The following is a 21,727-nucleotide window of genomic DNA, read 5'->3' on the forward strand; positions in this document are numbered from 1 at the left end:
GCCTTCGACAGGCAGCCCCTTCGCTGACCGACCCCTGTCGCGGACGCGGCCCGCACGATGTGCGCGGGCTCGTCCGTTCGTCGCCGCGAGCGTTTGCTCGCGGCTTTTTTGCTTTTCACCGCCTGTCGCTTGCGTTTTCCGGCACCAGCTTCTTCGCGACGCCCGACACGAGGCGCCGCAGCCAGATGGCGGCGGCGCTGCGATGCGTGCGGTCGTGCCAGAGCTGGTAATAGCTCAGTGCCTGCGGTTCGCACGGAAGCGGTTCGATGCGCAGCGGCAGCAGGCTGCAGAAATGCATCGCGAGCGTGCGCGTCGTCGTGAACAGCAGGTTCGAGCGCATCAGCACGTAAGGCGCCATGCCGAAGTAGGGCATCGTCGTCGTGACGTTTCTCGACAGGCCGCCGCGCGCGAGTTCCCGGTCGATCGTGCCGAGCCCCGTCGCGTGATGCGTGGTCACGCCGAGATGTTCCGCTTCCCGGTAGACGTCGGCGCTGAGCCGGCCGCGCTTGATCCGGTGATCGTCGCGCATCAGGCACACGAGATCGTCCCGGCACAGCGGCTGCAGATGCAACTGCTGGGCAGGCGTGCTCCAGTTGCCGACCGCCAGATCGAGCGCGCCGCTTTCGAGCGCGTGTTCGTATCCGCCGTCCACCGTCATCAGGTGCTGGAACTCGATACGCGCGCCCGGCGCCTCGTGCTTGAACGCGTCGACGATCGCGGGAAGGAAGAACACGTCGAGATAGTCGGGCGAGCCGATGCGGAACGTGCGACGCGTCGTGGCGGGGTCGAACTTGCTGGCCGGGTTCAGCACGGCGGCGATGCCGGCGAGCGCCTGGTCGAGCGGCTCGACGAGCGTCATCGCGTGACTGGTCGGCACCATCCGGCTGCCGCTTCGCACCAGCAGCGGATCGCCGGTGATCGCGCGCAGCCGGCGTAGCGCGACGCTGATGGTCGGCTGCGATTGCCCGAGCAGCAGGGCGGTGCGCGAGACGCTCGATTCGGTGATGAGCGTGTGAAGGGTCTTCAGGAGATGGGCGTCGATGACGTGTCGGGACATGCAGGCTGCCGGTGAGTTCGTTTGTGCAGCGATGTATACGTAGCGATATTTCGGTCGTCAATCGAGTGGATCGCCGGAGCCGGCGGACGGGCCTTGCGGGGCGGACTTCATAACGGATCGGATATCGCGTCTATGTCCGCGGGTTCATGGCCGCGACGTGGGCCGCAGCGGGGATCCGACCCGAAAACTGCTTATTTAACCCTTCATTACGATGGGCTTTCCGGAAAAATGCTAAATTCGCCGCTCGATATCTCGGAATTTGAAGAGGGCAGGCAGATGCTGAAGAAATGGGTCGGGATGGCAGTGGTGGTTGGCGCGACGGCAGTGGCGTCGCTGCCTGCGATGGCGAGTGACACGAACAACGCACTGGGCGGCGCGCTCGGCGGTGTCGCCGGTGCAGCGGTCGGCCATGCGGTCGGCGGCAGCACGGGCGCCATCATCGGCGGCGCGGTGGGCGGCGGCGCAGGCGGCGCGGTGACGTCGAACAAGCGCGAACGCACGGGTGCGGTCGTCGGCGGCGCGCTGGGCGGTGGCGCGGGCGCCGCTGCGGGCAACGCGATGGGCGGCACGACCGGCAGTCTCGTCGGCGCCGCGGTGGGCGGCGGTGCGGGTGCGGCGCTGGGCGGCCACGTGTCGCGCAACAACTCGCGTTCCAACGACAACTACCACGGCAACAAACACAAGAAGCACCACAAGCACAACGACTGACCGGCGATTCCCCGGCGAGCCTCGATGAAGCGAGCGGCGAGCGGACGGCGACGAAGCGCACATCATCGCGACTTCATCCCGCACGGCTCGACGAACGCCGAGGGCGCCGGGCCGCCGCTGCATGACCGACCTCGCGATGGAGGCGGTCAATCCATCATTTCGTCATGCCGTCGTTGGTGATCAGGGCCTTGAGCACCAGGTCCGAGATGGTGCGGTAAGCCGCATCGAAATCGTCGCTGCCCAGCGTGCGCTTGCCGAGCACCAGCAGCATCTGGGGCGCGAAATCCGCATACGCCTGCGTGGCTGCCCAGATCAGGAAGAACAGATGCTCCGCATCGACCGGCCTGACCTTGCCGGCGTCGATCCAGCGTTCGAGCACCCGGATGTCGTCGCGCAACACCGGAATCAGTTGCTTGCGAATTTCCTTTCCGTAAGTCTTCGCGCCGCCGATGATCTCCAGCGCAAACACCCGCGATCCATGCGGGCGATTTCTGGAGAATTCGAGCTTGGCCCGGATGTAGGCCGACATGGCTTCCGCGGGCTCTCGATCGGGCGCCGCAAACTCCCGCATCCTGCCGAGCCAGTCCCGCAATACGTCATCCAGCACGCGCTTGTAGAGCGCCAGCTTCGTCGGGAAGTAGTACATCAGGTTCTGCTTCGACAAGCCGGCGGCCGCGGCGATTGTCGTAACGGAGCTCCCTTCAAATCCGTAAGTGGAAAACGATTCTTCGGCCGCGGCGAGAATGGCCGCCTCGAGCGTGTCGCGCAGCGCTTCGCGCCGGCCATGGGGCCGGGCGGGCGTTCCGGCAGTCGGCTCGGACGGGTTCGTCGCCATGTCTTCCACCTTCATGTCGGACCGGGGGTGTCGCCCGCTCAATGCGTGTTCGCGTCCGGATAGGTGATGCGTTCAGGCGCGCGCTGCATGATGACCTTCCCGGCGCGAAGCGACATGTGCACCTTGGCTTGCTTGCGAACCACTTCGTAGTCGCAATCCGCGTCGAGGATCAGCAGGTTGGCCGGCCGCCCGACGGCGATGCCGTAACGATCGCCCAGCGACATCGCGTTGGCGCTGTGCTCCGTGACGAAGTCGAGGCATCGCTGCAGGTCTTCATAACCGAGCATGTGGCACACGTGCAGGCCGACGTCGAGGATGCGCAGGATGTTGCCGTTGCCGATCGGATACCACGGATCCTTGATCGAATCCTGTCCGAAGCACACGTTGATGCCGGCGCGATCGAGTTCCGCCACCCGCGTAATGCCGCGTCGTTTCGGAAAGGTGTCGAAACGCCCCTGCAGGTGGATGCTTTCGGTCGGACACGAAACAAAATGGATTTCCGAGCGCTTCAGCAAGCGGAACAGCTTCGAACAGTACGCGTTGTCGTAGGAACCCATGGCGGTCGTGTGGCTGGCGGTGACGCGCTTGCCCATTCCGCGAACCCGCGCTTCTTCCGCGAGCACCTCCAGGAAGCGTGAATGCGGATCGTCGGTTTCGTCGCAATGAACATCGACCAGACAGCCCTTTCGTTCCGCGAGATCCATCAGGAACTTGATGGAGCTCACGCCCTGGTCGCGGGTGTTCTCGAAATGCGGAATGCCGCCGACGACGTCGGCGCCCATCTCGATCGCGCGTTCCATCAGCGCGCGTCCGTTCTCGAACGATTCGATGCCCTCCTGAGGGAACGCGACGATCTGCAGATCGATCAGGTCGCGCGCCTCGTCCCTGACCTCGAGCATCGCCTTCAATGCGGCAAGCGTGTGATCGGTGACGTCCACATGCGTGCGTACGTGCTGGATGCCGTTGTCGCGCAACATCCCGATCGTGGTGTGGGCGCGGGCTTTCGTATCGTCGTGCGTGATGGTGGCCTTGCGCTGCCCCCATCGCTCGATGCCTTCGAACAGCGTGCCGCTCATGTTCCACTCGGGGTCGCCAGCGGTCAGCGTTGCATCAAGATGAATGTGCGGCTCGACCAGCGGCGGGATGACGAGATTGCTGCCTGCATCGATGACGTCGTCCCCTTGCGGCGTCAGCGGTGACGGCTGGAGGTCGATGCTTCGAATCGTGTCCGCATCGATGTCGATCGTGAAGAGGCCGCTACGGCCGCGCAATTTCGCATTGACGATTTTCATGAAAGCTCCTGTTGTTCGGGGGACCGGGCCGGCACTCGGCGGCATCATTCGCCCTGGACGGACGGTTCGCGCGACAGCGCACGGGCAATCTGCAGCAGCACGACGTACGCGCCGGCGGACGCCGCGATGCCGACGATCGGCGCGATCCACGGCGACGTGTAGGCGAGGATCGCGCCGATCGCGTAGGCGGCCAGACCCACCAGATTGAAGCGCGGAAGGCGCGCGGTGGCAAGCGGCGGGTATTTCCCGCGATGGCGGTACCAGTAGTCCGCCATGATCACGCCGCCGACCGGAGGAATGATCGAGCCGAGCAGCACCAGGAACGGAATCAGCAGCTCGTACATCCCGCCGACCGCGAGCACGATGCCGATCGCCGCGCCCACGAGGACGAGCGTGCGGCGCCGTTCGGTGCGCAGCAGGTGGCATCCTGCGGCCGCCACGTTGTACATCGTCGGCCCCTGGATGGTCCACAGGTTGAGGCACAGCATCACGACCGCCGCGATCGACAGGCCCTGCAGCATCATCACTTCGACGATATCCGCTTGCTGATAGACGATCGCGCAGTACGCGCCCGCGATGATCATCAGGCCGTTGCCGAAGAAGAACCCGATCATGCTGGCCGACACGGCGCTGCGCGCGCTGCGTGCGAGGCGCGTCCAGTTGGTTGCCTGGGTGGCGCCGCTGGCAAAGGTGCCGATGACCATGGTCACGGCGGCCGAGAACTGCATCGGATGAGACGGCGCGATGTGCTTGAGGCCGGCCCATCCGCCGATATCGCGGGTGGCGATCCACATCGACGTCATCAGCAGCACGAACATCAGCGGCACGGAGACGCGCGACAGCACGTCCATGCCCCGATAGCCGATGATGGCCGTGATCGAGAACCCGAAGCCGAACAGGATCATCAACGGCGTGGTAACGGAGGCCGGCCACCCGAGCAGCTTGACCAGGACGATGGCCACCGTTGCGGTGCCCCATGCGTACCAGCCGAGTTCGGCGAAGCCGAGCAGGAAATCGGACAGCTTGCTGCCGACTTCCCCAAAGCAGAATCGTCCCATCAGCACCGCATTCAGGCCGCTGCGGGCCGCAATCAGCGCCAGCGACGCCGCATAGGCGGCGAGCAACAGGTTTCCGATCACGGCGATCTGGATCATGCTGACGACGTCGAAGGCAACGCCGATTTTGCCGCCGGCAAACATCGTTCCCGTGAAGAACGTGAAACTCAGCAGCACCATCGTGATCGACAGGAATCCGGTGCGTTTCTCGAGCGGGACTTCGCTTAGCGAGAATTCTCCGTGATCGGATGCGTTCGTCGGGCGTGAATCCTGGTTCGTGGGCATCTTTACTCCCGTCAGCGATCTGGGGGGGTCCGAAAGGGTTGGCAGGGGCCGTGCATGGACAGATGACGCGCTGTTTCCAGGTGTCATTCTCTCTGTCCAAAATTTTTACAAGGGTAAAAATTCCGGGCGGGCGGATGGGACGAAACATCACCGGACTGAGTGAAATGCCGATCGAGTCGCGAAAGGGGCATGCCGGACAATCCAGTGGGTTTTCTCGGATCGCGGGAAGACCTGCGCGAATCGTCCGATCGGAATTGGTTTCATGAAACGTTTGCGCGCCAAAACGGAATATCGGCGTGAAAGTCAATAGAAGAGTCTAAAAGTTCTGTAATTCGATCCCGATGCGCGGAATGTGCCGTGCTTTGCGCGGAAGCCGTGCCGGCGGGTCCGGCCACGCAGCGCCTGGTGAGGCCCGCGCTGGCTTTGCCGCGGCGGGCTTTGCTTCACCGGCCGGCTTGCGCGCGCGATGCGCGGATCGACGCAATCGAATCGGTTTGTTTTATTGTTCACTCGTGCACATCGTTTCATTTAAACCGGATATGCATCGCGTCCGGTTGCGATTTATTGCAACGAGGTGCACAATCGTTCACAAGTGCAATAAATCCGCAGCGGATTTTCTCAGCGGCACGAATACTCCCCGCCATTCACTGCACGCCATTTCGGCGGGCGCACGATCGTGCGTCAGGTTCGGCGGCGCGACTGCCGATTTCCGGTATATCGCGAATCACGGAGCACATACGCCCGAGGCACGATGCCGTTGGCCCATCGGCCGGCCGGTCCCGACAGTACAGCATGGGCGCAACATGGCGACTTCCATCGACCTCAATCTTCTCGTCGTTCTGGACGCATTGCTGTCCGAGAACAGTGTCGTGGGCGCGGCCAACGCGCTCGGCCTCAGTCCGTCCGCACTCAGCCGCTCGCTTGCGCGGCTGCGGGTGATGACGGGCGACCCGTTGCTGGTGCGGGCAGGGCGCGATCTCGTCCCGACCCCGCGCGCGCTCGAGTTGCGCGACAGGGTGCATGCGCTCGTCATGGAGGCGCATTCGGTCATGTGCCCGTGCGAACGGGTCGACATGAGTACGCTCAAGCGCACGTTCTCGATTCGCGCGAACGAGGCGTTCGTCGAGACGTTCGCGCCGGCGCTGCTCGAACACGCGTCGCGCACCGCGCCCGACGTGCGGCTGCGCTTCGCGCCCAAACCGAACAAGCATGTCGATGCGCTGCGCAACGGCGACATCGATCTCGAAGTCGGCGTGATCGGCCAGGCCGGCCCGGAGCTGCGCGTGCAGGCGCTGTTTCGCGACCGCTTCATCGGCGTGGTCCGCGCGGATCATCCGCTGGCGACCGGCGAAATCACGCCGCAACGCTTCGCGTCGTTTCCGCAAGTGGGCGTGTCGCGCCGCGGGCAGTTCAACGGCCCGATCGATACGCTGCTCGATGCCCTCGGCATCGCGCGCTCGGTGACCACCGTCGTGTCGAGCTTCCCGACCGCGCTGTCGCTCGCGCACAGCTCGGACTTCGTCGCCAGCGTGCCGGAGCGGCAGACCGAGCGGTCCCGCGTCGGCATGTACAGCTTTACGCTGCCGCTGCCGATCGCGGACCTGACCGTCTCGCAGATCTGGCACCCGCGTTTCGATCGCGACCCCGCGCATCGCTGGCTGCGCGATAGCGTGCGCAGTATCTGCGCGCCGCGCGTGGCCGATGCGATCGCCCGCTAGTCGCGCGGTCGCTTCGATGTGACGCGTCATGCAACCGCTGGTAGCGCGCGTCAACGTCATTGATATATTGCGTTTCGCGCATCTTCCGAAGCGTAAATCGATTCGGTATGCTCGATTCCATTCGGACAACAATGGAGATAATAGGCAGGGCGGTTGTTGCTTTTGGATTCGCCGAACATTCGTGACGCCTTTAAATAATAAATATCCAATCCGAGGGGTATGTGGATCGAGGTGAACATTGGAAATCGTGAATCTGACATATTGGCGTCTTGTTCTGGATGGGGATACGAATGGTTCAGTGTGCAGCGAATATAGCGACACCCGAGGATGTCACGCTGAGTATGCGCGAATGCGAGGTGTTGCGATGGGCGGCGGAAGGGAAGACCGCGTATGAGATCGGCATCATTCTCGGCTTGACCGAGCGCACGATCAATTTCCATATTTCGAGATCGATTGTGAAGCTCGACGCGTGCAACAAGACCAATGCGGTCGTGAAAGCCGTGTTGATGGGCCTGATCGTGTTTGTATGAACGGCACCGGGGCGTCCGTCCGTGGACCCCCGGTTGCGGCATCAGATCGCGCCCTGGAACGACAGCACGCGCGTCCTGAATTCTTCCGGCACCGGCACCGTGCTCTTGCTGCCGTAGTCGAACATCACGTGCGTGGACACGGCCCGCGCAACCACCGCATGATCGTCGGCCGAATCCTCGGTGTCCGCCTGCGGGTCGCGCACCATCAGGTATTCCAGTTCGAAGCTCTTCGAGCCGAAGCGCGTGACGCTGCTGCGGACCGTGATCGTATCGCCGTACTGCGCGGGCTTCAGATATTCGCACGAGGTCTTGACCATGATGTGCGGCAGCTTTTCCGAATAGGGCAGCTCAAGCAGATCGTGCATATAGGTCAGGTACGCGTGCTGCAGATAATCGTAATAGACAGGGCTGCTCACATGGCCCATCGCGTCCGTTTCCCGATACTTCACGTCGATTCGGGTTTCAAAATATTTTCTTGTCATTACGAGGCTCCTTGGCTGAACAGCGGGTGAGAACGGGTTTGTGCAGGAGTTAAGTTAGACGTGATCCGCATATCGGAATACTGTCGGAAATCACAGATATCCACTATGCGAAATGCTTCTGAGATAAATGACAGTATCACCGGGGATTTGACCGCGCTCTAATTGCCTCCGTATATCGGCATCCGATCAGCGAGAGTGGAGCGTTAAATGGAAAAACCTGTTGAGGTAGTGTTGACGCAGGGCGTGGCGGTGATCAGTGCGCAGCGGTTGCGCGCCGAGTTGCCATGCGATCCGGGCTTGGCACGGTCGATCGGCGATGCGCGGCGCGCATTGGCGCGCATCATCGCGGGCGAGGACGACCGGCTTGCGCTGATCGTCGGCCCGTGTTCGATCCACGACGCGGAGGCCGCGCTGGCGTTCGCGCGCCGGCTCGCGCCGCTGCGCGAGCGGTACGCCGATGTGCTCGAGATCGTGATGCGCGTCTATTTCGAAAAACCGCGCACCACAGTCGGCTGGAAAGGGCTCCTGAACGACCCGTATCTCGACGGCAGTTTCCGGATCGAGGACGGCCTGCGCGTCGCGCGCAAGGTGCTGCTCGGCATCAATGCGCTGGGCCTGCCGGCCGCGACCGAGTTTCTCGATCCGATGACCGCGCCGTATCTCGACGACCTCGTGTCCTGGGGCGCGATCGGCGCGCGGACGACCGAATCGCAGATCCATCGCCAGGCGGCATCGGGGCTCGACCTGCCGGTCGGCTTCAAGAACGGCACCGACGGCAACGTGAAGGTCGCGATCGATGCGATCCGCGCGTCGCGCGCGTCGCACAGTTACCTGAGGTCGTCCGTCTCCGGCAGCGTGGAAATCGCGACCACGTCGGGCAATCCCGACACGCATATCGTCCTGCGCGGTGGCAAGGCCCCGAACTACGACGCCGCCAGCGTCGCGGCCGCCTGCGCCGCGCTGCGCGACGCGCATCTTCCCCCGTATGTCGTGATCGACGCGAGCCATGGCAACAGCGGCAAGCAGACGCGCGCGCAGATCGACGTCTGCGGCAACCTCGCCGCGCAACTGCATCGGGGGGAGCGCGCGATCGTGGGCGTGATGATCGAGTCGTTCCTCGTCGAGGGGCGGCAGGACCTGGTGCCGGGTACGCCGCCGGTGTTCGGCCAAAGCATTACCGACGCATGTCTCGGCTGGAATCACACGGCCGAGCTCGTCGAGCAGTTGGCTGCCGCGGCGGTTGCGCGGCGGCGTTCGCCAGCCGGCTTCATCGCGCACGGCGCCGCCGTCGCGATGCAAGCCGTTTCTTACTGAAAGAGGAGCTCTCTTGAACTCACCCATCGACATCGCCCGCGCGCTCGACTGGAAAGGCGACGGCGCCAGCCGCACGCCATACGAGGCGTACACGAGTGAAGCGCTGTACCAGCGCGAACTCGAGCGCCTGTTCTACGCGAATCACTGGTGCTACATCGGCCTCGAAGCCGAAGTGCCGTCTCCCGGCGATTTCCAGCGCACGGAAGTCGGCGAGCGATCCGTCGTGATGACGCGCACGGAGGACGGCGAAATCGTGGTCTTCGAAAACGCGTGCGCGCACCGCGGCATGCAGTTCTGCCGCGAGCGCTCGGGGAAAGCGAAGGATTTCCACTGTCCGTATCACCAGTGGAACTACGACCTGAAGGGTAACCTGATCGGCGTGCCGTTCCGGCGCGGCGTGCGTCAGGGCGGCACGATCAACGGCGGCATGCCGGCGGATTTCGATCCGGGCAAGCATGCGCTGCGGCGCCTGCGCGTGTCGACGCGCGGCGGTGCCGTGTTCGCGTCGTTCGACGAGAACGTCGAGTCGTTCGAGGATTTCCTCGGCCCGCGCATCCTGCCTTACTACGATCGCCTGTTCCACGGCCCGAAGCTGACCGTGCTCGGCTACACGCGGCAGCGCGTGCCGAGCAACTGGAAGCTGATGGTCGAGAACATCAAGGATCCGTATCACGCAGGGCTGCTGCATACCTGGTTCGTCAATTTCGGCCTGTGGCGCGCGGACAATCCCGCCAAGCTCGTGACCGACGCGCATCACCGGCACGGCGCGATGGTGTCGATCCGCAGCGGCGGCGGCGTCGGCGAGGTGACCCACAACGTGACGAGTTTCAAGGATCGCATGACGCTGCACGACGACCGTTTCCTCGATGTCGTGCACGAACCGTGGTGGGGCGATCCGACCGTCGTGATGCTCACGCTGATGCCGAGCGTCATCATCCAGCAGCAGGTCAATGCGCTGTCGACGCGCCGCATCCGGCCGATCAGCCCGGGCGTGTTCGACTACGTGTGGACGCATTTCGGTTTCGAGACCGACACCGAGGAGATGACGCGGCGCCGTCTGCGCCAGGCCAATCTGTTCGGGCCGGCCGGCTTCGTGTCGGCGGACGACGGCGAGGTCATCGAATGCGTGCAGCAGAGCTTCGAGCAGATCCAGCACGGCAACGTCTACAACGAACTCGGCGGCCGGCAGATCGACGAGCAAACCGACCATATGGTCAGCGAAACGCTGGTGCGCGGCATGTACCAGTACTGGCGCCAAGTGATGGAGGCCTGAATGAGCACGATCACGACACGAACGGGCCGGCCGGCCGCCGAGCCGCACGCGGGCGGCGCGAGCTTCGAGGATTTCTATTCACTCGTCCAGCTCAACGCGCGGTATGCGGCCGTGCTCGACGGCGGCGACTGGGATGCGTGGCCGGAATTCTTCGTCGAGCAATGCCGGTACACGGTGGTACCGCGCGAGAACCACGAGCGCAACCTGCCGCTCGCGGTGATGGATTTCGAGAGCAAGGGCATGCTGAAGGATCGCGTCTACGGGATCAAGGAGACGCTGTTCTTCGACCCGTACTACCAGCGCCACGTGATCGGGCTGCCGCTCGTCACGTATCTCGACGACACGGTGATCGAGGCGGAGACGAACTATGCGGTGCTGCGCACGAAGACCGAGCAGATGAGCGACGTGTACAACACGGGGCGCTATCTGGACCGGATCGTGCGCACGCCGCAGGGGCTGCGTTTCGAGTCGCGCATCTGCGTCTACGACAGCGAGATGATTCCGAACTCGCTGATTTTCCCGATCTGAACGAGGTGCCGAAAGTGACTACGGAATGGATCGATGCGGTCGCTCCGGAGACGGTGCGCACCGACGGAATACTCGGCGTCTGGGTGGGCGGGCGCGACATCGCGCTGTATGCGGTCGGCGACGCGATCTTCGCGACCGAGAACCAGTGCACGCACGGCGACGCGCGACTGAGCGACGGCTTCCTGCTCGACGACGAGATCGAATGCCCGCTGCATCAGGGGCGCTTCAGCGTGCGGACCGGCATTGCGCTGTGCGCGCCGCTGACGACGTGCGTGCGTACCTATCCGGTGAAGATCGAGAACGGCCGCGTGTTCGTGCAACTCGAGCCGGCCGATGCGGCGGCGCCGTCGGAGGCGCGATCATGAGCGCGTACGTGGTGTTCGATATCGACGTGCACGACGTCGACGCATACCAGGCGTACCGCCGGCTCGGCGCGCCGACGGTGGCTGCGTACGGCGGGCGCTTCCTGGTGCGCGGCGCCGCAGTCGAGACGCTGGAAGGAGACTGGGCACCGAAGCGCGTCGTCGTGCTCGAATTCGAGTCGGCGGAGCGCGCCCGTGAGTGGTATCGGTCGGAAGGCTATCAGGCGGCGAAGCGGCTGCGCGAGCCGGCCGCGCGGACGATCGGCATCCTCGCCGACGGCTACGTGCCGGCCGCTGCCGATCCGCGTTAAGCGGTGCAGGTGAAGGGGCGCCGCGCCGTGTCGATCGGCGCGGCGCCCCTTTTTCATTTGGGATGCCGTCGAGCGCGATCGGCACAATCGATTCATCGGTGATGGCGATGCGATCCGGCAGATACCTCAGCCGCCTGTCGGCGGCCCGGTTACCCGGTCCGTCGCTCCCGTCGGGCGAGACGGGTTCCGGATCTTTCCGCTCGCGCGTTTTCACACATGCCGCTGCCCGGTGCACGCAGTGGCTGTGCATGCGCGGGCGTGCTTCGCCGTCAGGGAGGCGTACCGAAGCGCCGTCATGATTGAACGTCGTTGCGATCGCGACGCGCGTTCTTCGAAGCGGAGGAAGCGGAACGTGTCGCACACGGTGTGCGCCGCGGCCGCCGGCCGCGGCTCATGCGTCACGCGTGGCGGTAGCGGATCGACCAGACCGTCAGCAGCGTCGCGCCGAACAGCAGCAGGCAGCCGAACGAGAAGTCGTTCAGCGCGAGCATGTGCGCTTCGACGTCGATCGCATGCGAGACCGACGCGAGCACGCCGGACGGCGACAGCCCCGCGTGATCGAGCCGCGCGAACCAGTCGCCGGACGCGAAATCGTACGGTGTGATGTGGTCGACGAGATAGGTGTTGTGCACGCGGGAGCGGCGCTCGAAGTAGGTCGGCGCAACCGACGTCGCGACGCTGGTGCCGATCCGCCGCAGCGCGTTCTGCAGCCCGGATGCCGCGGGCAGCCGCTCGCGGGGCAGCCCGGCGAGCGAAAGCGACACGAGCGGCGTGATGAAGAACGCGGTGGCGGCACCCATCAGCAGCGAATTGGCGGCGATGTCGCCGATCGTCACATCGCTGTTGAAGTGCATGCGCCAGAACGAGGCGGCGCCCCAGCCGACGAGCGCGACGGTCGCGAGCAGGCGCGGGTCGGTGCGGCCCTGGAAGCGGCCGAGCAGCGGCGCGATCACGATCCCCGCGAGACCGAGCGGCGCGGTGGCGATGCCGGCCCAGGTCGCCGTGTATCCCTGCTGCGTCTGCAGCCACAGCGGCACGAGCACCAGCGCGCCGAAGTAGAGCCCGAAGCCGACCGTGATCGCGAGCGTGCTCGTCGTGAAGTTGCGGTCCGCGAACAGCCGCAGGTCGACGATCGGATGGCTGTCGGTCAGCTCCCAGAGGATCAGCGCGACGAACGACACGGCGCCCACGACCGCCAGCACGCGGATTTCGTCGGATGCGAACCAGTCGAGGTTCTGGCCGCGATCGAGCAGCAACTGGAACGAACCGAACGCGGCGGTGAGCAGCAGCAGCCCGACGACGTCGACCGGCAGCCGCCGCGTCGCGTTGTCGCGTCCCGCCAGCAGCCGCGAGAGCACGCCCAGCACGAGGACGCCCGGCGGCACGTTCACGTAGAAGATGTACGGCCAGCTCAGGTTGTCGGTGATCCAGCCGCCGGCGATCGGCCCGAGCACCGGCGCGACGAACGTCGTGGTCTGCCATACGGCCAGTGCGACGTGGCGGCGCGTCGACGGGAACACCGCGAGCAGCAGCGCCTGTGACAGCGCGGTGATCGGGCCCGACGCGGCGCCCTGAAGCGCGCGAAACAGCAGCAGCGACTCGAAGTTCGGCGCCATCCCGCACAGGATCGACGTGAGCACGAACAGCACCACCGATACGCGGAACAGCCGCACCTGGCCGAAGCGCTGCGTGAGCCAGCCGGTGAGCGGCAGCGTGATCGCGAGCGGCGTCGCGAACGAGGTCAGCATCCACGTGCCCATGTCCGGTGCGACGCCGAGATCGCCCGCGATGGTCGGGACGGCGACGTTCGCGATCGTCAGGTCGAGCGTCTGCATGAAATTCGCGACGCTGACCGCGATCGCGACAAGCGCCAGCGGCATGCCGGCGAGCGGCTCCAGCGGCAGTTTCGGCGCCGCGTTCCGGGCGAAGAAGCGCATCGTCAGGCTCCCGGCGCGAGCGGGCGCGCGCCGCTGTTCGCGCGAATCGTCTCGGCGACGAGCGCATCGCCCGCTTCGTCGTCGTCACGATAGATCGACGTGGCATCGATCGACCGGCGCGCTTCGGGCGGACGGGCGGGCGGCGACGCCGATGCGGTGCCGGGGCCGTGATCGACCGGCACCGATGCCGTCATCGACAGGCCGATGCGCAGCGGGTGCGCGCGCAGCTCGGCGGGATCGAGCGCGATCCGGACCGGCACGCGCTGGACGACCTTGATCCAGTTGCCGGTCGCGTTCTGCGCGGGCACGGCCGCGAAGGCGGCGCCGGTGCCGGCTTCGAGCCCGATGACGTGCCCGTGGAACACAACTTCGCTGCCGTACAGGTCCGAGAACAGTTCGACCGGCTGCCCGGCGCGCATGCCGCGCAGTTGCGATTCCTTGAAATTGGCTTCGACCCACACGTGATCGAGCGGCACGACCGCCAGCGACGGCGCGCCGGGCGAGACGTGCTGGCCGACCTGCACGACCCGGCGCGTGACGAGCCCGCCGAGCGGTGCGCGTATTTCGGTGCGGCGCAGCGCTAGCGCCGCGCTGCGGACCCGGGACGCCGCCGCGCGCACGAGCGGATTCGTGTCGATCGACGTGCCGTCGGTGTGCGCGAGCGTCGCGTCGTACGCGGCCTGCTGCGCGTTCAGCGCCGCTGCCGCGCCGTCCATCGCATCCCGCGCATGGCGCAGATCCTCGCGCGACACGCCGCCGTCTTGCGCGAGGCTCAGCCGGCGCTGCAGGTCGTCGTTCGCCTTGGACCATTCGGTGCGCCGTACCCGGATCTGCGCTTCTTCGCGCACCGCGTCCGCATGCGCGGTGCGGTATTGGCGCACCGCGTGCGCGAGTTGCGCGACCGCTTCGTCCAGCGCGAGCCGGGCATCGGTCTTGTCGACGCTGAACAGCAGGTCGCCCGGACGGACCCAGTCGGCGTTCTGCACGCGCACCGCGTCGACGGTGCCGCCGATCTGCGGCGAGATCTGCACGACGTCGCCGGACACGTACGCATCGTCGGTCGTCTCGGTGCCGCGCGTGGTGGCCCACGCGGCGGCGGCGAGGCCGGCCGCGCCGGCGAGCGCGATGAAGAGCCAGCGGAAGTAGCGCCGGCGCGCGCGTTGCAGCGACGGCTCGGCGGCGGGGGATTCAGGACGGTTCATTGCGTGACTCCAGTGGAAGTGGTGCCGCCGAGCGCGGCGATCAGGCGGGCATGCTCGATCGCGAACGACGCATCCGCACGGGCGACCGACGCGCGATCCTCGAGCAGCCGGCCTTCCGCGAGCAGAACGTCGAGGTAGCCGGAAATGCCTTTCCGGTAGCGCTGCGTCTCGATGGCGTAGGTCTGTTGCGCGCGCGACAGCGCCTCGCGCTGAAGCGCGCGCTGCCGGCCGAGCGTGTCGATCTCGACGAGGGTGTCGCTGACCTGCGCGAGCGCGTTGACGACCGTGTCGTCGTACACCGCGACGGCGGCGTTGTAGGCGGCGGTTTGCGCGCGCAGGCCGGCGCGCAGGCGCCCGCCCTCGAAAATCGGCAACGTGATCGCGGGGCCCGCGCCGAACGTGCCGCTGTTGCCGTGGAACAGCGCGCGGAAGCCGAAGCTCTGCACGCCGGCGAAGGCCAGCAGGTTGACGTCCGGATAGAACGCGGCGCGCGCCGCGTCGATGTTCTCCGCTTCGGCTTCGACCCGGTAGCGCGCGGCCAGCACGTCCGGCCGGCGGCCGATCAGCGACGCGGGCACGACGGCCGGCATCGGCAGCTCGGCCGCCGGCGGCGCGGCGGGCGTCAGCGCATCGGCGTAACCGGGCCCCCGGCCGACGAGCGCGGCGAGCCGGTGGCGCAGCCGGGCCGATGCGGCTGCATGCGTGTTGATGTCGGCCTGCGCGTGCGGGATGGGTTCGCTCGCCCTGAGCACGGCGACCTGCATGTCGAGTCCGGCATCGGCGCGTTGCGACGTGAGGCGAAGCAGATAGCTGTGCTGCTGCAGCGTTTCGCGCGCGATCGCGAGCAGTTGCTGTTCGAGCGCGAGCTGCAGATAGGTTTCGACGATCGCCGCCTGCAGCGACACGGTGGCCGCGTGCTCGAGCGCGCGCTGCTGGTCCGCGCGCAGCGCGGCGGCGCGCGCCAGCGCGTGCTGTCGGCCGGCGATGTCGAGATCCCACGATGCGCCGAGGAGCGCCTGCGCGTCGACCTGCCAGTGTCCGGCCGCGGGCGGCGGCGTCCGGTAGCTGCCGGGCAGGCGCGTCGGCACCGCGCTCGCCGTCGCGCCGAGTTGCGGCACCAGCGCGGCGTTTTCGACGTCGGCGTCGGCCAGCGCCTGCGCGACGCGTTCGCGCTGCGCCTGCAGCGTCGGTGCGCCGGCCAGCGCATCGTCGACGAGGCGATCCAGCTGCGCATCGCCGAACGCGGTCCACCAGCGCTCGGCGATCGTCGGCGAGCCGGCACCGGCGGAGCGGATCGCGGCGCCCGCATCGAGCTGCTCGAGGGGCGTGATCCGGGCCGCCGGGCGTTGCGGGCCGAACGGGGCGCAGCCGGCGATCGCGAGCGCGGCGAGCGCGGGAACCAGGCGGCGGGCGCCGCGCGCTCGGTCGATGAGGAAGGGCATGGTCGGTTTCCTGTGACGCGATGGCGAACGATTTGTATCTAAAAATATATCTTTAGATATTATTAGACGATCGGCAACTGGTAGAAATGGCAGTTCGGCCGAACCGGCCGGCATCGTTGAAACCGCTGAAGGGGACCGATGAGGTCGCGTGGGTTACGCCATCGCGAGCGCGTCGAGCGCTGCCGCGAGCGTTTGGGCGACGGACTGGCCCGAGGTATCGATGCGGCAGTGCGCGCAGGCGTGGTACAGCGATTCGCGCGCGTCGTGCAGCGCGGCGAGCGCCGCGCGCGGGTCGGCGACGTTCAGCAGCGGGCGGGACGCGTCGTCGCGCGTGCGGTGCCACAGGGTGTCGAGATCGCTCGCGAGATGGATCACGAAACAGCGCTGGCCGAGCCGGGCGCGCGTATCGGCGCGCAGCACGGCGCCGCCGCCGGTTGCGAGCACGAGCGCCGGCCCGCGCGTCAGCGCGTCGATGACGTCGGCTTCACGTGCGCGGAAGTCGCCCGCATGGAACTGGGCCGCGACGGGCGCGCCGAAGTGGCGTTCGAGTTCGCGGTCGGCGTCGACGAACGGCAGGGTGAGCGCGCGGGCCAGTGCGCTGCCGAGGGTTGTCTTGCCGGCGCCGGGCATACCGACGAGCGCGATGCGCGTCGGGCCGGCTTGCGGGCGCGGGCTCACAGGCGGCTCCGCAGCGACGGGGCGCGGCGTGTCACGGCGGCGATGCGCTGCATCCGCACGTAATTGGCGAGCGGATCCAGCGCATCGGTGATGAAGGTGTGAGGCGCGCCGGGGGCCGTGTCCAGCGCAATGCCGGCGATCACGAGCGTGCCGTCGCACAGTGCGTCGGCGAGCGCGCCGATCCGGGCGCCAAGTGCCGGCGACGCAGCGCCGAGGTCGGCAACGACGCGGCGCGAGCGCGGCCAGTCGACCGGCTCGGCCGCGCGTGCCGGCCAGCGCGCCAGCAGGCCGCCGGGCAGTGGCGTCGCGGCCCGTGCAGCGGACGTTTCGAGCACGCGCCAGGTCAGCGGCGCCGCGGGCAGGCACGCGCGCCAGCGACCATAGGCGGTCGCCGCGGTGTCGCCGATCACCACCGCCGGAAGCTGGAGCCGCGCGCAGCGCCGCAGCAGGCACGCGGTGCCGGCGGCGTCGGGTGTGCCGCGTACGAAGGGCAGCAGCTCCAGTTCGTCGTCGTATTCGGCGCGCAGCGCGCGCAGCCATCGCCCGGCGGCGAGCGGCAGGCAGCTCGCCGCGGCGATGCCGCACAGCACGAGCAGGCGATCGTCGCGACCGTCGCGAATCGCGAGCAGCCGGGCGGCGACGCGGGACGAAGCGGGCGCCGTCGTCATCACGCGGCCGGGCCGTCGGCGTGCCCGTCGGTGCCGCCCGCGGCACGCGGATAGGCGCCGAGGACGCGCAGTTCGGATGCGGCGAGCGCAATCTCGTCGAGCGCCGCGCGCACGTTCGGATCGAGCGGGTGCCCGCCGAAATCGATGCAGTACCGATACGCATGGCCGGTGCCCCGTGCCGGGCGCACGTCGACCCACAGCAGCGGTGCGCGGTGGTGGGCGAGCGCATCGAATACGCGCGCGAGCGCGTCGGGCGCATCGGTTGGCCGCAGCACGATGCTCGTGCGGTCGTGGCCGGTCGGGGCCGGCGCTTGGCCGCCGACGATCATGAAGCGTGTGCGGTTATCCGGGTGATCCTGGATCGCGCTCGAGACGATTCGCAGTCCGTAAAGTTCGGCCGCCGGTTCGCCGGCGATCGCCGCGCAGTCGTACAGGTGCGCGGCCTCGCGCGCGGCCACCGCGTTGCTGGACACCGGGATGCGGCGCAGGCCGGGCGCATGCGCGTCGAGCCACGCGCGGCATTGCGCGAGCGCTTGCGGATGGCCGACCACGCTGTCGACGCCGGCGAGCGATCCGCTGGCGCTCAGCAGGCAGTGCGCGACGGGCAGTTCGATCTCGCCCGTGACGGGTGCCGCTTGCGCGATCAGCAGGTCGAGCGTGCGGGTCACGCTGCCTTCGGAGGAATTCTCGACCGGCACGACCGCGCATTCCGCGTCGCCGCGCGCGAGCGCTTCGAATACCGCGTCGATCGTTTCGTGCGCCTGCCCACGGGCGAATTCGCCGAAGTGACGCAGCATCGCGGTTTCGGTGTAGGTGCCCGACGGGCCGAGGAATGCGACGGTCGGCAGCGATTGCGCGTCACGGCTCGCGCTGAACAGCGTCTGCCAGATGGCTCGCAGGTCGCGGTCGCGCAGCCCCCACGGCGCGCGCGTGCACAGCGCGGCGACGATCGACGCTTCGCGGGCAGGCTGCCGCACCACGAGCCCTGCATGCCGCTTGAGATGACCGATCTCGGTTGCGTGAACGATGCGCTGGCCGATCAGCTCGAGAAGCTGGTCGTCGATCACGTCGATCTGCGCGCGGCGGCGCGCGATCGCATCGTCGACGGACGACGGGGCGGCAAGTTCGGACGGCGTCATGGCGTGTCGATCCGTGAAGTCGGGGAAATGGACGGGCGGCGTGCGGCGACGTGCGTGGCCGCGCTCGGCTGCACGCGCGCGACGGCGCGGTCGTATTCGGCTTCGAGCTGCTCGACGATCTCGGCGACGCTGAGTACCGCGTCCATTGCGCCGACGCCCTGGCCGGCACCCCAGATGTCGCGCCACTGCTTCGCGCCGCCGTCCGGCGAGAAATCGAGTTGCGCGCCGTCGACCCGCGCGAGCCGGCGCGCGTCGAGCCCGGCCGCCTCGATGCTCTGGCGCAGGTAGTTGCCGTGGACACCGGTGAACGCGTCGGTGTAGATGATGTCGGCCGCGTTGGCTTCGACGATCGTGTCCTTGTAGCGCTGCACCACGTTCGCTTCGTGCGACGCCAGGAAGCGCGTCCCGATGTACGCGAAGTCGGCGCCGAGCGCGCGCGCGGCGGCGATTGCGTCGCCTGTCGCGATCGCACCGGACAGCGCGATGAAGCCGTCGTAGAAGCGCCGCACTTCCGTGACCAGCGCAAACGGCGACAGCGTGCCGGCGTGGCCGCCCGCACCCGCCGCGACGAGAACGAGGCCGTCGACGCCGGCCTCCAGCGCCTTCTGCGCGTGCCGCACCGTCGTGACGTCGTGCAGCACGATCCCGCCGTAGGCGTGGATTGCATCGACGACGTCGCGCGACGGCGCGCGCAGGCTCGTGATCATCAGCGGCACGCGTCGGTCGATGCAGATGCGCAGATCCTGTTCGACGCGCGGATTCGACGGGTGGCAGATATGGTTGACCGCGTACGGGCCGACCGGCGCATCGGGATGGGCATCCCGGTACGCGCGCAGCGTGCCGTCGATCGTGTCGATCCAGTCGCCGAGTTGCGCGCTGAGCCGTGCGTTGAGCGCCGGAAATGTGCCGACGATTCCGCTCTTGCACTGGGCGAGCACCATCTCGGGATAGCTCGCGATCAGCATCGGAGACGCAATCACCGGCAGCCGGAGACCCTGTAGCGGACGTGGAATCATGGTCGGGCTCCGGCTCGTTAGCGCGCGAGCGCCGCGCTGTCGCGCCGCTCGTCCAGGCGGCGGTGGAAGCCGTCGCGGCTGACGGCGCAGCGCGTATGCACGCCTTCGCCGACGACGCCCACCGCGTCGCGCACCTCGACCCGGTACGTCATCATGCGGCCGTCGACCTCGATCAGTTCGGCGTCGATCGTGACGTCCCATTCGGGCGGCGTCGGTGCGAGGTGCTTGATCTCGAAGTTGTAGCCGACCGTCATCTGCCCGGCCGGCAGCAGATGGTCGGTCGCCTGCATGCAGGTCTGTTCGATGAAGATGATCATGATCGGGCTCGCGAGCGCGTGCGCTTCGCCTCCCCATTGATCGGCGAGCGAAATCGTGTCGACGCGGTGGGTGGCGCGGGCGCGCAGGCCAGTCTGGATAGTCAAGGTCAGCTCCTGAAGGGGTGATGGAAGGGTGAGCGGTTACGCCGCGCGCGCCGTGGCGGCCGCGCGTCGTTGCATCTGGCTGAAGATGTTCCGGTAATGCATTTCCTCGGTGCCGCCGGCCGAGCCCATCGCAAGCGCGTCGGCGACGAAGGTGGCGAGCGGGCCGCGCCGGTAGCCGTCGCTGCCGTGAATCGCAAGCAGGTGCAGCGCCGCCTGCGCGAGATCGCGCGCGCCCGCGAGCTTCGCGATCGAGCAGTTCGCGAGCGCTTCGGGACGTTGCCCGACGAGTTGATCGAGCGCTGCGCGCGCCGTCCAGCGCGTGCGTTCGATGCCGACCTGGACGTCGACCAGCCGGCGCTGCACGTGCTGATGGGCGTCCATCGCGACGCCGAGCGTCTTGCGGGCGCCGGCGTACGCGAGCGCGTCGGCGAGGAACGGCTGGGTGACGTTCGCGCACAGCAGGCCGAACAGCGCGCGATTCATCGACGCGATGTCCATCAGCAGGCGCAGCCCATCGCCGGGCGCGCCGAGCAGTTCGTCGGCGTCGACGCGCACGCCGGACAGCGCGAAATCGCCGATCGGAAGATCCGCGACGCCGAGCGTCGCCTGCGGCGCGCTGCGCTGCACGCCCGAGCGTTCGGGATCGATCAGCACCAGCGCGGTGGCAGGCTTGGCGTCGCCGGTCAGGGTCGCGACGATCATCATCACGCGCGCTTCGGGTGCGTGGCTGATGTTGTACTTGTGGCCGTCGAGCCGGTAGTGGTCGCCGTCGCGAACGAGGCACGTTTCGAGCGCGCGCACTTCGGTGCCGGTGCCTCTCTCCGAGATCGCCGTGGCGCCGATCGCGCCGGACAGCAGCGGCGGCAGATGCCGCGCGCGCTGCGCGTCGGAACCGTATGCGACGATCGCGCGAATCAGCGTCGCCTGGTTGGCGAGCGCCATCGCGAAGCCGACGGAGCGCAGCGCTGCGGCGACCGCTTCGAATGCATCGACGAAGTCGTGCCACGTGCGCCCAGCGCCGCCGAGTTCGCGCGGTACGGGCAGGCGCCACAGTCCCGCGTCGGACAATGCATCCCATACATCGCGATGGAACGCGCCGGAAGGGGCGGACCGTGCATGGCGTTCGGCGATGTCCCGGTACGTGGCGGTCGTCGTGGGCTGTGCTTCGCTGGCAGTGAGAGTCATGTCGATGAGCGAGACCTTGTATGGATCGTGTCGCCAATCTAATGAAAAGCCCCCGGACGAGAAACTGTCAGTTATCGCACTCGGGTGCGACGCGCATCGGCGAACGATCCGGGTGAATTGCACGATGTGACGAGCGGCGGAACACGCTTGCCGAGCGAGGTCGTGATGCCCGTCGCACATGTCGTTGCGAAGGATGGCTGGCGAGGGATGCCGGACGATTCCGGTCACGGTGTGCCGTCGCCGCCAGGGCCGGGTCGCTGCGGCGACGGGAAAGGATTGCGCGCCGGC

At 67.2% G+C, this 21,727-nt stretch carries 22 protein-coding genes; 8 read left to right on the plus strand and 14 right to left on the minus strand.

Features of this window, described 5'->3' with window-relative positions; translation table 11 throughout:
- Positions 1–115 precede the first annotated feature (115 nt).
- Entirely contained in the window at positions 116–1,057 is a 942-nt protein-coding gene (locus ACTRWB_RS31170) for a LysR substrate-binding domain-containing protein (RefSeq protein WP_446904113.1), read from the minus strand.
- A 276-nt stretch (positions 1,058–1,333) separates the two neighbouring features.
- Between ACTRWB_RS31170 and ACTRWB_RS31175 the strand changes: the two genes are divergently transcribed.
- On the plus strand, positions 1,334–1,765 hold the full coding sequence (locus ACTRWB_RS31175) for a hypothetical protein (RefSeq protein ID WP_419688968.1): 432 nt from the start codon (positions 1,334–1,336) through the stop codon (positions 1,763–1,765).
- Positions 1,766–1,919: 154 nt separating this feature from the next.
- Here ACTRWB_RS31175 and ACTRWB_RS31180 read toward each other — a convergent pair whose 3' ends face one another.
- Genes ACTRWB_RS31180 through codB form a run of 3 tightly spaced genes read right to left on the minus strand, consistent with a single transcriptional unit; the run spans position 1,920 to position 5,232 of the window.
- Entirely contained in the window at positions 1,920–2,615 is a 696-nt protein-coding gene (locus ACTRWB_RS31180; protein WP_446904114.1) for a TetR family transcriptional regulator C-terminal domain-containing protein, read from the minus strand.
- 23 nt (positions 2,616–2,638) lie between these two features.
- Positions 2,639–3,892 (minus strand): cytosine deaminase, encoded by a 1,254-nt coding sequence (codA, locus tag ACTRWB_RS31185; RefSeq protein WP_446904253.1) that lies wholly within the window; start codon positions 3,890–3,892, stop codon positions 2,639–2,641.
- Between the two features lie 44 nt (positions 3,893–3,936).
- Entirely contained in the window at positions 3,937–5,232 is a 1,296-nt protein-coding gene (gene codB / locus ACTRWB_RS31190; RefSeq protein WP_412024085.1) for a cytosine permease, read from the minus strand.
- Between the two features lie 803 nt (positions 5,233–6,035).
- Between codB and ACTRWB_RS31195 the strand changes: the two genes are divergently transcribed.
- Both ACTRWB_RS31195 and ACTRWB_RS31200 read left to right on the plus strand, forming a co-directional pair.
- A complete protein-coding gene (locus tag ACTRWB_RS31195) occupies positions 6,036–6,950 on the plus strand; it encodes a LysR family transcriptional regulator (protein WP_446904115.1) in 915 nt (304 codons plus the stop codon).
- Positions 6,951–7,291: 341 nt separating this feature from the next.
- A complete protein-coding gene (locus tag ACTRWB_RS31200) occupies positions 7,292–7,480 on the plus strand; it encodes a LuxR C-terminal-related transcriptional regulator (RefSeq protein WP_048250718.1) in 189 nt (62 codons plus the stop codon).
- A 41-nt stretch (positions 7,481–7,521) separates the two neighbouring features.
- Here ACTRWB_RS31200 and ACTRWB_RS31205 read toward each other — a convergent pair whose 3' ends face one another.
- Complete coding sequence (locus tag ACTRWB_RS31205) at positions 7,522–7,962, minus strand: acyl-CoA thioesterase (protein WP_048250717.1); 441 nt, start codon at positions 7,960–7,962, stop codon at positions 7,522–7,524.
- 207 nt (positions 7,963–8,169) lie between these two features.
- Here ACTRWB_RS31205 and ACTRWB_RS31210 point away from each other — a divergent pair, with 207 nt between their 5' ends.
- Genes ACTRWB_RS31210 through ACTRWB_RS31230 form a run of 5 tightly spaced genes read left to right on the plus strand, consistent with a single transcriptional unit; the run spans position 8,170 to position 11,750 of the window.
- The gene (locus tag ACTRWB_RS31210; RefSeq protein ID WP_446904116.1) at positions 8,170–9,276 is read left to right on the plus strand and encodes a 3-deoxy-7-phosphoheptulonate synthase; all 1,107 of its coding nucleotides are present in this window, start codon (positions 8,170–8,172) and stop codon (positions 9,274–9,276) included.
- A 13-nt stretch (positions 9,277–9,289) separates the two neighbouring features.
- Complete coding sequence (locus ACTRWB_RS31215; RefSeq protein WP_446904117.1) at positions 9,290–10,549, plus strand: aromatic ring-hydroxylating oxygenase subunit alpha; 1,260 nt, start codon at positions 9,290–9,292, stop codon at positions 10,547–10,549.
- On the plus strand, positions 10,550–11,077 hold the full coding sequence (locus ACTRWB_RS31220; RefSeq protein WP_048250716.1) for an aromatic-ring-hydroxylating dioxygenase subunit beta: 528 nt from the start codon (positions 10,550–10,552) through the stop codon (positions 11,075–11,077).
- Between the two features lie 14 nt (positions 11,078–11,091).
- The gene (locus ACTRWB_RS31225; RefSeq protein ID WP_446904118.1) at positions 11,092–11,442 is read left to right on the plus strand and encodes a non-heme iron oxygenase ferredoxin subunit; all 351 of its coding nucleotides are present in this window, start codon (positions 11,092–11,094) and stop codon (positions 11,440–11,442) included.
- The gene (locus ACTRWB_RS31230) at positions 11,439–11,750 is read left to right on the plus strand and encodes a DUF1330 domain-containing protein (RefSeq protein WP_446904119.1); all 312 of its coding nucleotides are present in this window, start codon (positions 11,439–11,441) and stop codon (positions 11,748–11,750) included. The genes ACTRWB_RS31225 and ACTRWB_RS31230 overlap by 4 nt, the downstream gene beginning before the upstream one ends.
- 398 nt (positions 11,751–12,148) lie before the next feature.
- Here the strand turns inward: ACTRWB_RS31230 and ACTRWB_RS31235 are convergent, their stop codons facing one another.
- From ACTRWB_RS31235 to ACTRWB_RS31275, 9 genes are all read right to left on the minus strand, one after another.
- Positions 12,149–13,687, minus strand: a complete 1,539-nt coding sequence (locus tag ACTRWB_RS31235) for a DHA2 family efflux MFS transporter permease subunit (RefSeq protein ID WP_446904120.1) — start codon at positions 13,685–13,687, stop codon at positions 12,149–12,151.
- Positions 13,688–13,689: 2 nt separating this feature from the next.
- Complete coding sequence (locus tag ACTRWB_RS31240) at positions 13,690–14,889, minus strand: HlyD family secretion protein (RefSeq protein WP_446904121.1); 1,200 nt, start codon at positions 14,887–14,889, stop codon at positions 13,690–13,692.
- Complete coding sequence (locus ACTRWB_RS31245) at positions 14,886–16,331, minus strand: efflux transporter outer membrane subunit (RefSeq protein WP_446904122.1); 1,446 nt, start codon at positions 16,329–16,331, stop codon at positions 14,886–14,888. Before ACTRWB_RS31245 ends, ACTRWB_RS31240 begins: the two co-directional genes overlap by 4 nt.
- Before the next feature lie 153 nt (positions 16,332–16,484).
- Positions 16,485–17,009 carry a shikimate kinase gene (locus tag ACTRWB_RS31250; RefSeq protein ID WP_446904123.1) on the minus strand — a complete coding sequence of 175 codons (525 nt, stop codon included), beginning with the start codon at positions 17,007–17,009 and terminating at the stop codon, positions 16,485–16,487.
- On the minus strand, positions 17,006–17,677 hold the full coding sequence (locus tag ACTRWB_RS31255) for a hypothetical protein (protein ID WP_446904124.1): 672 nt from the start codon (positions 17,675–17,677) through the stop codon (positions 17,006–17,008). The genes ACTRWB_RS31250 and ACTRWB_RS31255 overlap by 4 nt, the downstream gene beginning before the upstream one ends.
- The gene (pheA, locus tag ACTRWB_RS31260) at positions 17,677–18,816 is read right to left on the minus strand and encodes a prephenate dehydratase (RefSeq protein WP_446904125.1); all 1,140 of its coding nucleotides are present in this window, start codon (positions 18,814–18,816) and stop codon (positions 17,677–17,679) included. The genes ACTRWB_RS31255 and pheA overlap by 1 nt, the downstream gene beginning before the upstream one ends.
- Positions 18,813–19,832, minus strand: coding sequence for an NAD(P)H-dependent flavin oxidoreductase (locus tag ACTRWB_RS31265; protein ID WP_446904126.1), 1,020 nt, complete (start codon positions 19,830–19,832; stop codon positions 18,813–18,815). The genes pheA and ACTRWB_RS31265 overlap by 4 nt, the downstream gene beginning before the upstream one ends.
- 17 nt (positions 19,833–19,849) lie before the next feature.
- Positions 19,850–20,254, minus strand: a complete 405-nt coding sequence (locus ACTRWB_RS31270; protein ID WP_034180561.1) for a thioesterase family protein — start codon at positions 20,252–20,254, stop codon at positions 19,850–19,852.
- Between the two features lie 36 nt (positions 20,255–20,290).
- Positions 20,291–21,667 carry an acyl-CoA dehydrogenase family protein gene (locus tag ACTRWB_RS31275; protein ID WP_446904127.1) on the minus strand — a complete coding sequence of 459 codons (1,377 nt, stop codon included), beginning with the start codon at positions 21,665–21,667 and terminating at the stop codon, positions 20,291–20,293.
- Between the last annotated feature and the right edge of the window lie 60 nt (positions 21,668–21,727).

It is taken from the genome of Burkholderia sp. YIM B11467 (assembly GCF_052952715.1).